This window comes from Sphingomonas kyungheensis, from assembly GCF_037120395.1.
Lineage (GTDB): Bacteria > Pseudomonadota > Alphaproteobacteria > Sphingomonadales > Sphingomonadaceae > Sphingomonas > Sphingomonas kyungheensis.
This window is the reverse complement of record NZ_JBBBDM010000003.1, coordinates 67,930-80,616: the sequence shown is the minus strand read 5'-3', so window position 1 is coordinate 80,616 and position 12,687 is coordinate 67,930. Positions and strand designations below refer to the sequence as shown.

The 12,687-nt window shown below is 69.9% G+C and carries 15 protein-coding genes and 2 tRNA genes; 7 read left to right on the top strand and 10 right to left on the bottom strand.

From position 1 onward, the window contains the following. Positions 1 to 10: 10 nt before the first annotated feature. Positions 11 to 145 carry a hypothetical protein gene (locus V8201_RS08145; protein WP_268747100.1) on the bottom strand — a complete coding sequence of 45 codons (135 nt, stop codon included), beginning with the start codon at positions 143 to 145 and terminating at the stop codon, positions 11 to 13. 76 nt (positions 146 to 221) lie between these two features. On the opposite strand from V8201_RS08145, the gene V8201_RS08140 reads away from it, so the two are divergent. The 3 genes from V8201_RS08140 to V8201_RS08130 are packed head-to-tail and all read left to right on the top strand — an operon-like array spanning position 222 to position 2,028. Then, positions 222 to 791, top strand: a complete 570-nt coding sequence (locus V8201_RS08140; RefSeq protein ID WP_037531275.1) for a shikimate kinase — start codon at positions 222 to 224, stop codon at positions 789 to 791. After that, a complete protein-coding gene (aroB, locus tag V8201_RS08135; protein WP_336544965.1) occupies positions 788 to 1,888 on the top strand; it encodes a 3-dehydroquinate synthase in 1,101 nt (366 codons plus the stop codon). The genes V8201_RS08140 and aroB overlap by 4 nt, the downstream gene beginning before the upstream one ends. After that, positions 1,888 to 2,028 (top strand): DUF2256 domain-containing protein, encoded by a 141-nt coding sequence (locus V8201_RS08130; RefSeq protein WP_081792855.1) that lies wholly within the window; start codon positions 1,888 to 1,890, stop codon positions 2,026 to 2,028. Before aroB ends, V8201_RS08130 begins: the two co-directional genes overlap by 1 nt. Here V8201_RS08130 and V8201_RS08125 read toward each other — a convergent pair. The 7 genes from V8201_RS08125 to radA all read right to left on the bottom strand — a co-directional run bounded on the left by V8201_RS08125 (position 2,025) and on the right by radA (position 8,533). Further along, the gene (locus V8201_RS08125) at positions 2,025 to 2,720 is read right to left on the bottom strand and encodes a M24 family metallopeptidase (RefSeq protein ID WP_336544964.1); all 696 of its coding nucleotides are present in this window, start codon (positions 2,718 to 2,720) and stop codon (positions 2,025 to 2,027) included. The genes V8201_RS08130 and V8201_RS08125 overlap by 4 nt on opposite strands. Further along, positions 2,717 to 3,586 carry an EamA family transporter gene (locus tag V8201_RS08120; protein WP_336544963.1) on the bottom strand — a complete coding sequence of 290 codons (870 nt, stop codon included), beginning with the start codon at positions 3,584 to 3,586 and terminating at the stop codon, positions 2,717 to 2,719. The genes V8201_RS08125 and V8201_RS08120 overlap by 4 nt, the downstream gene beginning before the upstream one ends. 172 nt (positions 3,587 to 3,758) lie before the next feature. Next, positions 3,759 to 4,085: a DUF423 domain-containing protein gene (locus V8201_RS08115; protein ID WP_336544962.1), complete on the bottom strand. Its 327-nt coding sequence runs from the start codon at positions 4,083 to 4,085 to the stop codon at positions 3,759 to 3,761. Beyond that, positions 4,082 to 5,848, bottom strand: coding sequence for a cation:proton antiporter domain-containing protein (locus tag V8201_RS08110; protein ID WP_336545296.1), 1,767 nt, complete (start codon positions 5,846 to 5,848; stop codon positions 4,082 to 4,084). The genes V8201_RS08115 and V8201_RS08110 overlap by 4 nt, the downstream gene beginning before the upstream one ends. Next, on the bottom strand, positions 5,841 to 6,278 hold the full coding sequence (locus V8201_RS08105; protein ID WP_271300747.1) for an iron-sulfur cluster assembly scaffold protein: 438 nt from the start codon (positions 6,276 to 6,278) through the stop codon (positions 5,841 to 5,843). The genes V8201_RS08110 and V8201_RS08105 overlap by 8 nt, the downstream gene beginning before the upstream one ends. Beyond that, the gene (locus V8201_RS08100; protein WP_037531285.1) at positions 6,275 to 6,826 is read right to left on the bottom strand and encodes a CvpA family protein; all 552 of its coding nucleotides are present in this window, start codon (positions 6,824 to 6,826) and stop codon (positions 6,275 to 6,277) included. Before V8201_RS08100 ends, V8201_RS08105 begins: the two co-directional genes overlap by 4 nt. A 336-nt stretch (positions 6,827 to 7,162) precedes the next feature. Further along, positions 7,163 to 8,533: a DNA repair protein RadA gene (gene radA, locus V8201_RS08095; protein WP_271300745.1), complete on the bottom strand. Its 1,371-nt coding sequence runs from the start codon at positions 8,531 to 8,533 to the stop codon at positions 7,163 to 7,165. Between the two features lie 275 nt (positions 8,534 to 8,808). Here radA and V8201_RS08090 point away from each other — a divergent pair, with 275 nt between their 5' ends. Further along, entirely contained in the window at positions 8,809 to 9,951 is a 1,143-nt protein-coding gene (locus tag V8201_RS08090) for a glycosyltransferase family 4 protein (protein ID WP_037531290.1), read from the top strand. Positions 9,952 to 9,963: 12 nt separating this feature from the next. Here the strand turns inward: V8201_RS08090 and V8201_RS08085 are convergent, their stop codons facing one another. Continuing rightward, the gene (locus V8201_RS08085) at positions 9,964 to 10,254 is read right to left on the bottom strand and encodes a DUF2218 domain-containing protein (protein WP_037531293.1); all 291 of its coding nucleotides are present in this window, start codon (positions 10,252 to 10,254) and stop codon (positions 9,964 to 9,966) included. Further along, positions 10,251 to 10,856: a PadR family transcriptional regulator gene (locus V8201_RS08080; RefSeq protein ID WP_336544961.1), complete on the bottom strand. Its 606-nt coding sequence runs from the start codon at positions 10,854 to 10,856 to the stop codon at positions 10,251 to 10,253. The genes V8201_RS08085 and V8201_RS08080 overlap by 4 nt, the downstream gene beginning before the upstream one ends. Positions 10,857 to 10,995: 139 nt before the next feature. On the opposite strand from V8201_RS08080, the gene V8201_RS08075 reads away from it, so the two are divergent. The 3 genes from V8201_RS08075 to V8201_RS08065 all read left to right on the top strand — a co-directional run bounded on the left by V8201_RS08075 (position 10,996) and on the right by V8201_RS08065 (position 12,610). Continuing rightward, positions 10,996 to 12,327: a replication-associated recombination protein A gene (locus V8201_RS08075; protein ID WP_336544960.1), complete on the top strand. Its 1,332-nt coding sequence runs from the start codon at positions 10,996 to 10,998 to the stop codon at positions 12,325 to 12,327. Positions 12,328 to 12,357: 30 nt separating this feature from the next. Then, a tRNA-Thr gene (locus V8201_RS08070) sits at positions 12,358 to 12,433 on the top strand. Positions 12,434 to 12,533: 100 nt separating this feature from the next. After that, positions 12,534 to 12,610: transfer RNA gene (locus V8201_RS08065), tRNA-Pro, on the top strand. The last annotated feature ends 77 nt before the right edge of the window (positions 12,611 to 12,687 follow it).

Here is a 12,687-nt window from a genome sequence, read left to right as displayed (position 1 = left end):
TACGCCGGCGTCAGCTGAGGTTGGCAAGCGTCACGGCCTTTTCGACATGCGTCTGCGGCCGCTCCGACGCCCGGCCGGCGAGCAGGAACAGACCGCCGACCACCACGACGAGGATGACGACGACGGAGAGAACCAAGCGAGACATACCGTACCTTAAGACGCGTAAAAGGCGGATGCGGAGCTTTTGCCCCGTCCGGACCCGCTGTATAGCGCTCCGTTCCATGTTGCAAAGCGCTCATCCCCCGCCGACCGGCCCCAAGCGACGCGATCCGGCTCGGCCGATCGTGCTGGTCGGGCTGATGGGCGTCGGCAAGTCGACGGTCGGGCGGCGGCTGGCGAGCCGGATGCGACTGCCCTTCGTGGATGCCGACACCGCGATCGAACAGGCCGCCGGCATGACGATCGCCGAAATCTTCGAACGCTTCGGCGAGGCTTATTTCCGCGACGGCGAACGCCGCGTCATCCAGCGATTGATGGACGGCACGCCCAAGGTGATCGCCACCGGCGGCGGCGCCTTCATCAACGACGAGACGCGGGCGCTGATCCTCGCCGACGCGACCGCCATCTGGCTGCGCGCGCATCCCGACGTGCTCGCCGAGCGCGTCGGCCGGCGCGATACGCGCCCGCTGCTGCGCGGCAAGGACCCGCGGCAGGTGCTCGCCGAACTCGCCACCATCCGCAACCCGATCTACGCCGAGGCGCATATCCATATCACCAGCAACACCGCTCCGCACGAGGCCACGGTCAACGCGATCCTGAAGGCGATCGGCCACGGGCGGCACGCGGCATGACCGTGATCACCGTCGCGCTCGGCGACCGCAGCTATCCCATCGTCATCGAAGCCGGCGTCCTCGACCGCGCCGCCGACCACCTCGCCCCGCTCGCGCGCGGGCGGACGCTGGCGATCGTCACCGACGAGAACGTCCGCGGCCATGCCGAACGCCTGCAGGCGGTGCTCGCCGCCGCGGACGTGCGCAGCGAGACGATCGTACTGCCGCCGGGCGAGCAGACCAAGAGCTGGACGCAGCTTGCCGCGCTCTGCGACCGGCTGCTCGATCTCGGCATCGAGCGCGGCGATCATGTCATCGCGCTCGGCGGCGGGGTGATCGGCGATCTCGTCGGCTTCGCCTGCGCGATCCTCAAGCGCGGCTGCCGCTTCGTCCAGATCCCGACCTCGCTGCTCGCGCAGGTCGACAGTTCGGTCGGCGGCAAGACCGCGATCAACACCCGCGCCGGCAAGAATCTGATCGGCGCCTTCCACCAGCCGTCGCTGGTGCTGATCGACCCGGCGCTGCTCGATACGCTCCCGGCGCGCGAGGTACGCGCCGGCTATGCCGAGGTGGTCAAATACGGATTGATCGACGATCCCGCCTTCTTCGACTGGTGCGAGGCGCATGGCGCGGCGCTGATCGCCGGCGATCCCGCCGCGCGCGATCAGGCGATCGCCCATGCCGTCGCCGCCAAGGCGCGGATCGTCGCCGCCGACGAGCACGAGACCAACGGCACGCGCGCGCTGCTCAACCTCGGCCATACCTTCGGCCATGCGCTCGAGGCGGAAGCGGGCTTCTCGCAGGCGCTGCTGCATGGCGAGGCGGTCGCCGCCGGCTGCGCGCTCGCCTTCGCCTTCTCCGCCGAACAGGGCATCGCCCCGGCCGCCGATGCGGCGCGGGTCGCCGCCCACCTGCGCGCGATCGGCCTGCCGGACGGGCTCGCCGCCGCGGGGATCGGCGCGAGCGGTGCGACGCTGGTCGACCATATGCGTCACGACAAGAAGATGGCGGCGGGCACCCTGCCCTTCCTGCTCGCCCGCGGCATCGGCCGGACCTATCTCGACCGCACGGTCGATCTCGATACCGTCGCGGCCTTTCTCGACCGGCAGGCGCGCTGATGCCCAACGGCGTCGCCAAGCGCGATCTGCCGAGCAAGATCTGCCCGGCCTGCGAACGCCCGTTCACCTGGCGCAAGAAATGGGCGCGCGACTGGGATGCCGTCGTCTATTGCTCGGACGCCTGCCGCAAGAAGCGTTAGCGCCCCGCCAGCCGCTCGTAGAAGCCGCCGAACCGCCCGTCCGGGTCGATCAGATGCACTTCGATGATCCAGTGCCGGGTGCGGCCGTGCGCGTCGGGATCGCTCAGCGGCAGCGGGTTGGCCGGGCTGATATGATGCGCCTGCCGCGCACCCGGCAGCCGGGCGTGCGGGAATTCGGCGACGATATGCCCCGCGATCTGCCCGCCGAAGCGATAGCCGGCCGCCGCCGCGCTGAGGCAGGCATAATCGTAGAGGTCGGCGCCGGTGATGTCCGGCTGCGCCGACAGCCGCGCGTCGATCAGCGCGAACTGGCGCGGCAGTTCGGCGACGAGCGCCTGCCGCGCCGGGTCGCTGCCGATCGCGAAACTCTGCCCGACATCCGCCTCCCAGGTGCCGAACACCGGGCCGAGATCGACGAAGACGATGTCCTCCTCGGCCACCGTCACCACCGGCGGGTTGTCGGCGAAGATCGCCAGCGTGTTGGGCCCGGCGCGGACGATGCGCTTGTGCCAGTCCTGCGCGACGCCGAATGCGTCCTGCGCGACATGCTTGATCGCCTGTTCGATGTCGCGCTCGCTGCGTCCCGGCCGGATCAGCCCGTCGGCGACGATCCGCTCGATCAGTTCGAGCGCGCGATCTTCCGCCGCGATCAGCGCGGCACGGCGATCCTGTTCGGCGATATCCGGCGTCATGCCGCCACCTTCTGCTTGCTGTCCGGGGTCGTAACGATCACCCCGATCGATGCGGCGACGACCATCGCGATCGCGCCCCATTGCGTCAGGCTCAGCGTCTCGCCGAGCAGCGCTACGCCGGCGAGCGCGCCGACCACCGGTTCGAGGCTGAGCAGCACGCCGAGGCTATGCGGCGGGATGCGCTGCAACGCGATCATCTCGAGCGAATAGGGGATGGCGCTCGACAGCAGCGCCGCGATCACCCCCATGCCGAGCCACAACGGCGTGAGCAGCGCCGCGCCGGCATGCGCGATACCGATCGGCACGACGAGCAGCGCGGCGGCGACCATGCCGAGCGCTACCGCCTGCCCCGCCGGCAGATGCCCGGTGCGTCGCCCGGCGAGGATATAGCAGGCCCAGCCCGTCGCCGCGCCGAACGCGAAGCCGATGCCGACCGGATCGAGCGACTGCGCGCCACCATGGACCGGGAGCAGCAGCCACAGACCCGCCACGGCCAGTCCCGCCAGCGCGACGTGCACCGCGCGCCGCGCATGGGCGAGCGCCACCGCCAGCGGCCCGAGAAACTCGATCGCGATCGCCGGCCCGAGCGGCAGCGTGCGCAGCGCCATGTAGAAACTGAGGTTCATCGCCCCGAGCGCCAGACCGTAGCAGAGCAGCCGCCCGGCATCGTGCCGGGTCAGCGCGAATCGCCACGGCCGCATCGCGACGAGCAGCAGCAACGCCGAGAAACCGACGCGATAGGCGGTGGTCCCCTCCGCCCCGACCAGCGGGAACAAGCGTTTGGCGAACGAGGTGCCGCCGCAGAAGGCGACGATCGCGGCGACCAGCGCGGCATAGGGAAGCAGGTTGGACGCAGGGCGGGACATAGGATCACTGTAGCGGATCGGCGGCGCCCCGCGGAACCGTTACGCCGGAACGGAGCGAATTTGGTTGAGGCCGCGGACGTGCGGGAGACCGGCGCGGCTGCTCAAGGGTGAGGACAACCGCCGCGATGACGGATGCAGCTGCGCCGCCAGCCTGCCATCCCTCATCCGCGTATCACCCGCGCAGCGACCACCCCAGCCACAGCCAGCCGCCGATCAGCAGCGCGCCGCCGATCGGCGTCACCGCACCGAGCCAGTGCGGCGCGCCCTTCGCCATCAGATAGAGCGTGCCGGCGAAGATCGCCGCGCCGACGACGAACAGCCACGCCGCCCCGCGCGCCTCGAAGCGGAGCGCGACCAGCGCCGCGACCGCATGGATCATCTGATATTGCGCCCCGGTCTTGAGCCATTCGGCCGCGACGCCGGTCGCGCCATGCGCGCCCATCGCCCCCGCCGCCACCGCGATCGCGCCCGACAGCGCCGCCAGTATCGCCACGATCATCGCGGATCATCCCCCCAGGGCTGCTGCTCGGCGACGAGCGAGCGCGCCGCGCGAATGTCGTTCGCCGCGATCTGGATGCGCAGCCGCTCCTTGTCGCGGGCGCGATAGCTCTCTTCGGCGCGATCGATCTCGGCACCGGCGATGCCGAGATCGCGCATCGCCACCCGCGCCATCTTCACCGCCGATTCGAGCACCTCGCGCACCACAAAGACCCCCGAGGCGCGCTTGAGCTTGACCAGCGCCCGCCGGTCGAAGACGCGGACGTAGATCGCGGCATCGGGGAAGGCTTCGTGGATGCCTTCCAGCGTCTCGGGGTCGATCTGGTCGCCGTCGACGCAGAACAGGATCAGCTCCGCCTCCGCCGCCCCCGCCTGACGCAGCAAGTCGAGCCGGGTGCCGTCGCCGTAATAGACCTTCGCGCCGAACTCACCGGCGATGTCGATCATCTCGATATCGCGGTCGATCAGCGTCACCGGGATCTTCTGCGCGAGCAGCATCTGGCCGACCGTCTGGCCGAAGCGACCGTAACCGACGATGATCGCATTGGCGCCCTCCGCCTTCGGCCCGTCGCGCGCCTGGTCCTTGACCACCGGCTCCTCGCGGAAGCGCCGGGTCGCGCCCATCAGGAACGGCGTCGTCGCCATCGACACGGTGATGATCGCGCCGAACAGGCTCGCCGCTTCCGGCGCGACGAGCAGGCCGTTCTGCGCCTGCGCGAACAGCACGAAACCGAATTCGCCACCTTGGCTGAGCAGCACGCCGAGCGCGAGCGCGCTGCGCCACGTCATGCGGAAGGCCAGGCCAATGCCGGTGATCACCAAAGTCTTGGTGGCGATCAGCGCCAGCGCCATCCCCGCGACGAACAGCGGCCGCTCGGCGATCGCGTGCAGATCGAGCATCATGCCGACGACGAGGAAGAACAGCCCGAGCAGAATCGAACGGAACGGCTCGACATCCGCCTCCAGCTCGTGGCGATACGGACTGTCGGCGAGCATCACCCCGGCGATGAACGCGCCGAGCGCGGTCGACAGGCCGAGCGCCTCCATCACCGCCGCGCTCGCGATCACCGTGAACAGCGCGGCGAAGACGAACATCTCGCGCTCGTTGAGATTGCCGATCAGCCGGAACAGCGGCCGCAGCACGAACCGCCCGGCGAGCACCAGCCCGGCCACCGCCACCACCGTGTAGAGCGCGAGCAGCCAGCCCGGCGGTCCGTTGGCGTCGGCGGGGTTGCGGCTCATCGCCGCGACGATCGTGATCAGCGGGACGATCGACAGATCCTGGAACAGCAGGATCGAAAAGGCGCGCTCGCCGAACGGGGTGCGCAGCCGACCCGAGGATTGCAGCAGCGGCAGCACCTGCGCGGTCGACGACAGCGCCAGCGGCAGGCCGAGCGCCAGCGCCGCGGTCGGCGAGAAATGCGCAAAGGCATAGACGATGCCGGAGATCGCCAGCCCGCACACCACCACCTGGATCAGCCCGAGCCCGAAAATCTCCTGCTTCATCCGCCACAGCCGCGTCGGGTTGAGCTCCAGCCCGACGATGAACAGCAGCAGCGTGATGCCGAGTTCGGCGATCCCCAGTTTCGATTCGGCATCGCCGACCAGACCGAGAATGTGCGGCCCGACCACCGCGCCGGCGACGAGGAAGCCGAGCGTCGCGCCGAGCCCGAGCTTGCGGAACAGCAGGACGAAGGCGAGTCCGAACCCGAGCAGGATGACGCCGTCGCGCAGCAGCGACGCGCCTTGCGCCGCCTCATGCATCGGCATGCGCCTCGCGTGCGGCGAAGGCGGCCTCCGCCGCCGCCTCGAACGCCAGCCGGATCGAGGCGTGGCGTGCGGTGAAGGACAGGGCCGGGGTGAACACCGCCAGCCCCGGCCAATCGGGCATCGCGCCCTCGCCGGCGAGCCAGCCGGTCAGCCCGTCGCGGGCGGCGGCCAGCTCCTCGGGTGTCTTGCCGAGGATCGCCTGCGCGAGCAGCGACGACGACGCCTGGCCGAGCGCGCAGGCGCGCACCAGCAGCCCCACCTCGCCCACCCGCCCCGCCGCGTCGAGGCCGATGTCGACCGTCACCCGGCTGCCGCAGATCGGCGATCGTTTCTCCGCGGTCGCCTGCGCATGGTCGAGCCGCGCATGATGCGGGATCGACGCGGCGAGCCGCAGGATGTCGGCATTGTACAGGCTGGCGGTCATGGCTGGCTCGATGGTTCGGCGGCGGGGCGCGCGCCAAAGACGGGAAGGCCGCGCCGGCGCCGATCGACGAAATCGGCGATCCCCGCGCTGGTCGCGTTGAGCAGATTATAGCAGCGCGAATGGGTCATCCACTCAGGCCGGCGCGCCGGGCCGCCGTTGGCGGTATCGACCAGCAGCGCCGCGACGAGAAAGCCGAGGCTGGCGATGATCAGCCCCTTGAGCGCGCCGAAGCCGAAGCCGAGCGCGCGATCGACCGGGCCGAGGATCGACTGCCGCGTCCGCTTGCCGATCGCATTGGCGACGAGCTTGCCGCCGAGATAGGTGCCGCCCGCGATGATGACGAACGCCGCCACCGCCGCCCCCGACGGGGTCCCGATCGTGCCGCTAAGCTTGGCGGCGAGCGTGACGTGGAACAGCTTGAGCATCGCGACGATCGCCACCCAGGCGAACAGCGACAGCACCTCGGTGACGAACCCGCGCTTGAGCCCGAGCAGCGCCGCCCCGAGCACGGCGACGAGAACGATGATGTCGAGAGCGGTCAGCGCCATGGCTTGGGAATAGGGATGCCGGGGCGGAGGCGCTAGTCCCCGTCGCGGCATCGGCGGTGATGGACCACCTGGCCCCACCCTCGTCATCCCGGCGAAAGCCGGGATCCATGGATACGGGCGGTCAGGGTTGCGCGTGACTACCGACAGCGCCGTGTCTATGGATCCCGGCTTTCGCCGGGATGACGAATGGGGGGCTGTGGACCCGCCTATGTCCTCGGGAAAATGGCACGTGTGCCCCTCACAGGCTGCCAGCGACTCGCCACCTTCAGGCCGCTTTGTCGGACCGGCCTCCCGGACATCGGACGGACGCCGCCTGACCGAACGCCCAACCCACGCTCACCGTCCGAGCATATGATCCACGAACGCCCCCAGAGTCCGGAAGCCCGTCATCCGCAGCGCGCTGTCCTCCTTCGCCACCGCCGCCGGCACCAGCGCGCGTTCGAAGCCGAGCTTGCCCGCCTCCTTGAGCCGCAGCGCGCCATGCGCGACCGGGCGGATCTCGCCCGACAATGCGACCTCGCCGAAGGCGACCGCGTCGATCGGCACCGGCCGTTCGGACAGCGCCGAGATCAGCGCCGCCGCCACCGCCATGTCCGCCGCCGGGTCCTGCACGCGATAGCCGCCGGCGATGTTGAGATAGACTTCGGCGTTGGAGAAACTGAGCCCGCAGCGCGCCTCCAGCACCGCGAGGATCATCGCCAGCCGGCCGCTGTCCCAGCCGACCACCGCGCGCCGCGGCGTCGCGCCGCTCGCCAGCCGCACCACCAGCGCCTGGATCTCGACCAGCACCGGCCGCGTCCCTTCCAGCGCCGGGAACACCGTCGTGCCGGTCACCCCCTCGTCGCGCTGCGTCAGGAACAATGCCGAGGGATTGGAGACCTCGGCCAGTCCCTCGCTCTGCATCGCGAAGACGCCGATCTCGTCGGTGCCGCCGAAGCGGTTCTTGATCGCGCGGAGGATGCGATATTGATGGCTGCGCTCGCCTTCGAAGGCGAGCACGGTGTCGACCATATGTTCGAGCACGCGCGGCCCGGCGATCGCGCCGTCCTTGGTGACGTGGCCGACCAGCACCAGCGCGGTGCCGCGCTCCTTGGCAAAGCGGATCAGCTCCTGGCTCGACGCACGCACCTGGCTGACCGTGCCCGGCGCGCCCTCGATCAGGTCGGAGTGCATGGTCTGGATCGAATCGATCACCAGCAGGTCCGGCGCCTGGCCGATCGACAGCGTCGTCAGGATGTCGCGCGTCGAGGTCGCCGCGGCGAGCTGCACCGGCGCCTGGCCGATGCCGAGCCGCCGTGCGCGCAGCCGCACCTGATCGGTCGCCTCCTCGCCCGAGACATAGGCGACGCTGCGTCCGGCGAGCGCGAGCTTGGCCGCCGCCTGCAACAGCAGGGTCGACTTGCCGATGCCGGGATCACCGCCGATCAGCGTCGCCGAGCCTTCGACGAAGCCGCCGCCGAGCGCGCGGTCGAGCTCGGCGATGCCGGTCGCCATCCGCTCGGGCAGGACGATATCGGCGTCGAGCCCGACGAGCTGGAACGAGCGGCCGCCGGTGCGCAGGTCGTGCTTGGCCTGGAACGGCGTGACGACCGCCGCCGCCTCCTCGACCAAAGTATTCCATTCGGCACAATCGGCGCACTGCCCCGCCCAGCGGTGCGACACCGATCCGCACGCCTGGCACACATATCGTTTCTGCGGTTTCGCCATGCGCGCGGATATAGTGCGACGAGAACGGGAAGGGAACAAATATCCGCGCCGGCGCGCGGAGACGGCACGGCATACACTGCCACGAGGCGGCACTTCGACCGGCGGTGCCGAGGCGGCGCACCGGGGCGCGGTCGCTTGCGGCTGGCACCGATCATCGCGGTGCCGCCAGTCTCCCGCCGCTACCGGCCATGCCGCCGATCCGCTGCCGGTGCCGAAGATCATTGCGGCCGCCGACATAGTCACGCCGCAATCGGGCCGCTATGGCCGGTGTCGGTATGCAACCCTCTGATCTTCGTATCGCGCTGTTCAGCGGCAATTATAACTACACCCGCGATGGCGCGAACCAGGCGCTCAACCTGCTCGTCGGCCATCTGCTCGATCGCGGCGCGGCGGTGCGCATCTATTCCCCGACGATCGATCCGCCCGCCTTTCCGCCGGTCGGCGATCTCGTCTCGGTGCCGGCGATCCCGATGCCGGGCGGCCGCGCCGAATATCTGCTCGGCCGCTATCTGCCGAAGACGACGCGCGAGGATGTCGAGGCCTTCGCCCCCAACATCGTCCACGTCTCGGCGCCCGATCTGCTCAACCATGGCGCGGTAAGCTGGGCGCGGCGCAACGGCGTGCCCGCGGTCGCCTCGTTCCACACGCGGTTCGAGACCTATTTTCGCTATTACCGGATCGGCTTCGTCGAGCCATGGATCAAGGCGCTGATGACGCGCTTCTACAATCGCGTCGACGTGGTGATGCCGCCGAGCCCGAGCATGGGGACGCTGCTGCGCGAATGGGGCGTGACGACGCCGATCACCATCTGGTCGCGCGGCATCGATCACGACACCTTCGTGCCCGAGCGGCGCAGCCTCGCCTGGCGGCGCGAGCGCGGCATCGGCGACGACGAGATGGCGGTCGGCTTCCTCGGCCGGCTGGTCAAGGAAAAGGGCCTCGACGTCTTCGCCGAGGTGGTGAAGGCGCTCACCCGCCGCGGCGTGCCGCACAAGGTGCTGGTGATCGGCAAGGGACCGGCGCAGGACTGGTTCGCCGAACAGGCGCCGGGCGCGATCTTCGCCGGCTTCCAGTCGGGCGACGACCTCGGCCGTGCGGTCGCGTCGATGGACGTGTTCTTCAACCCGTCGATCACCGAGACGTTCGGCAACGTCACCACCGAGGCGATGGCGGCGGGCGTCCCCGTCGTCGCGGCGCGCGCAACCGGCGCGGTCGATCTGGTCGAGGACGGCGTCACCGGCTTCCTCGTCGATCCGACCGACATCGCCGGCTATGCCGATGCGATCGCGCGCATCGTCGGCGATCCCGCCCTGAAGGCGAGCATGAGCGCGGCCGGCATCGCCCGCGCCGCGCATTATCGCTGGGACAGCGCCAACCAGACCGTGCTCGACACCTATCTGGCGCTCGCCCGCCGCTGACCGGCGCGCGCCCTACCCCTCGCGCCAGTCGAAGGTCAGCGGCGCCTCGCGGAACGCGAAGCGGTCGAGATGGCTGGCGACGACGCCGCGCATCCGCTCGACATCCTCGCCCGCCGGCACGGTGAGCAGCAGGTCGAGCGTCTCGCTGTCGGCGCGCATCGCCAGAACCGATCCGTTGGGGAAGGTGATCGTCCCCTCCTCGGCAGTGAAGCTTACCGTCATCTTGTGGCTCCAATGCTTGGCGAGCTGCTGGAGATAGCGGCTGGCCGATGCCGTCGGCACGCGGGCGACCGAGGCGCTCACTTGATGCGCTCGATCTTGCGGACGACCTCGTCGATCAGCGCGGCGACCTCATGCGCGGCCTCCTCCGACAGATCGTCGGCCTCCAGCCGGTTGCGCAGGACGTTGCGCAGATTGTGCAGCGCGCGGCGGACGGGCGCACGATCGCTGCGCGCGCGATGCGCGCCGACCTCGGTGAGGCGGGCGATCAGCATCGCCACCTGCTCGGCATGTTCGGCGAGATGCGCCTCACCCGCCGCGGTGACGACGAACCGCTTGCGCGAATTGTCGGACGGCTGTTCGGCGATCAGCTCCATCTCGGCGAGCATCGTCAGCGCCGGATAGACCATCCCGGGCGATGGCGCATAGACGCCGCCGGTCAGTTCCTCGATCGCCTTGATCAGCTCATAGCCGTGGCGCGGTTCGTCGGCGATCAGCCGCAGCAGCACCAGCCGCAGCTCGCCGCCATCGAACATCCGCCGCCGGCCGCCGCCGCGCTGCACCTCGTCCCACCGTTCGGCGAAGTCCGCAGCGAAACGGTCCCAGCGGTGATGCCCACCGCGGGGGCCGCAGCCGCGCTGACGGCCGCCATGGCCGTGGCCAAATCCAAATCCAAATCCGTGCATGATCGATTCCCTGTCTGTCATGATGCAGCGAAGATATATCTTACTGGTCATACCGCAAGACCCCTCAAGATATATTTTGAAAGCGGCTGACTCGTGTCGGGGGGGTGACGCCGGCCCCCTGCCCGCCTATCTCGGGCCGATGGCAGATCTGCTCACCGGCCTCGATCCGGAGCCTCCCGTCGCGCCCACCCCCACCGGCGACGCCCCGCTCGCCGACCGGCTGCGTCCCCGCGCGCTCGGTGAGGTGGTCGGCCAGGAGCATCTCACCGGACCCGACGGCGCGATCGGGCGGATGGTCGCCGCCGGCCGGCTGTCGTCGATGATCCTGTGGGGGCCGCCGGGCACCGGCAAGACGACGATCGCGCGGCTGCTCGCCGCCGCGGTCGATCTGCGCTTCGTCGCCATCTCGGCGGTGTTCTCGGGCGTCGCCGAGCTCAAGAAGGCCTTCGCCGAGGCGCGCGACCACGCCCGCATCGGCAAGCGCACCCTGTTGTTCGTCGACGAGATCCACCGTTTCAACCGCGCGCAGCAGGACGGCTTCCTCCCCTTCGTCGAGGACGGCACCGTCATCCTCGTCGGCGCGACCACCGAGAATCCGTCGTTCGAACTCAACGCCGCGGTGCTGAGCCGTGCGCAGGTGCTGATCCTCCACCGGCTCGGCGCGGAGGCGCTCGGCCAGTTGCTCGACCGGGCCGAGGCGGCGGAGGGGCGCGCGCTGCCGCTGACCCCCGCGGCGCGCGCGGCGATGATCGCGCAGGCGGACGGCGACGGCCGCTTTCTGCTCAACCAGGCCGAGACGCTGTTCGCGGTGCAGATCGACGCGCCGCTCGACCCCGCCGGCCTGTCCGCCTTCCTCCAGCGCCGCGTCGCGGTCTACGACAAGGATCGCGAGGGGCATTATAACCTCATCAGCGCGCTGCATAAGAGCATCCGCGGATCGGACCCGCAGGCGGCGCTCTATTACCTCGCGCGGATGCTGACCGCGGGCGAGGAGCCGCTCTACCTGCTGCGCCGCCTCACCCGCGCGGCGGTCGAGGATATCGGCCTCGCCGACCCGCAGGCGCTGGTCCAGTGTATCGCCGCCAAGGACACCTACGACTTCCTCGGTTCGCCCGAGGGCGAACTGGCGATCGCGCAGGCGTGCCTCTATCTCGCCACCGCGCCCAAATCGAACGCCGCCTATATGGCGCAGAAGAAGGCGTGGCGCAGCGCGCACGAGACGGGCTCGCTGATGCCGCCCGCCAATATCCTCAACGCCCCGACCAAGTTGATGAAGCAGATCGGCTATGGCGCGGACTACGCCTATGATCACGACACCGCCGACGCCTTTTCCGGCGCCAATTACTGGCCCGACGAGCTGCCGCCGCAGACCTTCTACGAACCGAGCGGCCGCGGCTTCGAGGCGCGCTTGCAGGAGCGGCTGGCGCATTGGGACAGACTGCGCAGCGAACGCAGCGGCGGGGTGGACTAGCGCCGGCGCTTCGGCCATGAGGGCGCCCGCGCCGGTTTAGCTCAGCTGGTAGAGCAGCGGTTTTGTAAACCGAAGGTCGCGGGTTCGATTCCTGCAACCGGCACCACCTTCCTGCTTTGGTCGGCGTGGGATCGCCTCTCCCGCGCGACAAAGCCGCATTGCCGCTTGCCATTCCGGTCCCCGCCCGCCTAAGGGCTGACCCGCGTCGGGGAGTGGCGCAGTCCGGTAGCGCGCCTGCTTTGGGAGCAGGATGTCGCAGGTTCGAATCCTGTCTCCCCGACCATCGCCCCCGGATCACTAAGGACCGTCGCGCAGCGCTTTACAAATCCGTCCCCGGCACCGCCGCTACGCCGCAGACGC

What these genes read in the sequence shown, in the direction of transcription:
- V8201_RS08145 (WP_268747100.1), bottom strand. Translation starts at nt 145, where the DNA reads ATGTCTCGCTTGGTTCTCTCCGTCGTCGTCATCCTCGTCGTGGTGGTC.
- V8201_RS08140 (WP_037531275.1), top strand. Translation starts at nt 222, where the DNA reads ATGTTGCAAAGCGCTCATCCCCCGCCGACCGGCCCCAAGCGACGCGAT.
- aroB (WP_336544965.1), top strand. Translation starts at nt 788, where the DNA reads ATGACCGTGATCACCGTCGCGCTCGGCGACCGCAGCTATCCCATCGTC.
- V8201_RS08130 (WP_081792855.1), top strand. Translation starts at nt 1,888, where the DNA reads ATGCCCAACGGCGTCGCCAAGCGCGATCTGCCGAGCAAGATCTGCCCG.
- V8201_RS08125 (WP_336544964.1), bottom strand. Translation starts at nt 2,720, where the DNA reads ATGACGCCGGATATCGCCGAACAGGATCGCCGTGCCGCGCTGATCGCG.
- V8201_RS08120 (WP_336544963.1), bottom strand. Translation starts at nt 3,586, where the DNA reads ATGTCCCGCCCTGCGTCCAACCTGCTTCCCTATGCCGCGCTGGTCGCC.
- V8201_RS08115 (WP_336544962.1), bottom strand. Translation starts at nt 4,085, where the DNA reads ATGATCGTGGCGATACTGGCGGCGCTGTCGGGCGCGATCGCGGTGGCG.
- V8201_RS08110 (WP_336545296.1), bottom strand. Translation starts at nt 5,848, where the DNA reads ATGCATGAGGCGGCGCAAGGCGCGTCGCTGCTGCGCGACGGCGTCATC.
- V8201_RS08105 (WP_271300747.1), bottom strand. Translation starts at nt 6,278, where the DNA reads ATGACCGCCAGCCTGTACAATGCCGACATCCTGCGGCTCGCCGCGTCG.
- V8201_RS08100 (WP_037531285.1), bottom strand. Translation starts at nt 6,826, where the DNA reads ATGGCGCTGACCGCTCTCGACATCATCGTTCTCGTCGCCGTGCTCGGG.
- radA (WP_271300745.1), bottom strand. Translation starts at nt 8,533, where the DNA reads ATGGCGAAACCGCAGAAACGATATGTGTGCCAGGCGTGCGGATCGGTG.
- V8201_RS08090 (WP_037531290.1), top strand. Translation starts at nt 8,809, where the DNA reads ATGCAACCCTCTGATCTTCGTATCGCGCTGTTCAGCGGCAATTATAAC.
- V8201_RS08080 (WP_336544961.1), bottom strand. Translation starts at nt 10,856, where the DNA reads ATGCACGGATTTGGATTTGGATTTGGCCACGGCCATGGCGGCCGTCAG.
- V8201_RS08075 (WP_336544960.1), top strand. Translation starts at nt 10,996, where the DNA reads ATGGCAGATCTGCTCACCGGCCTCGATCCGGAGCCTCCCGTCGCGCCC.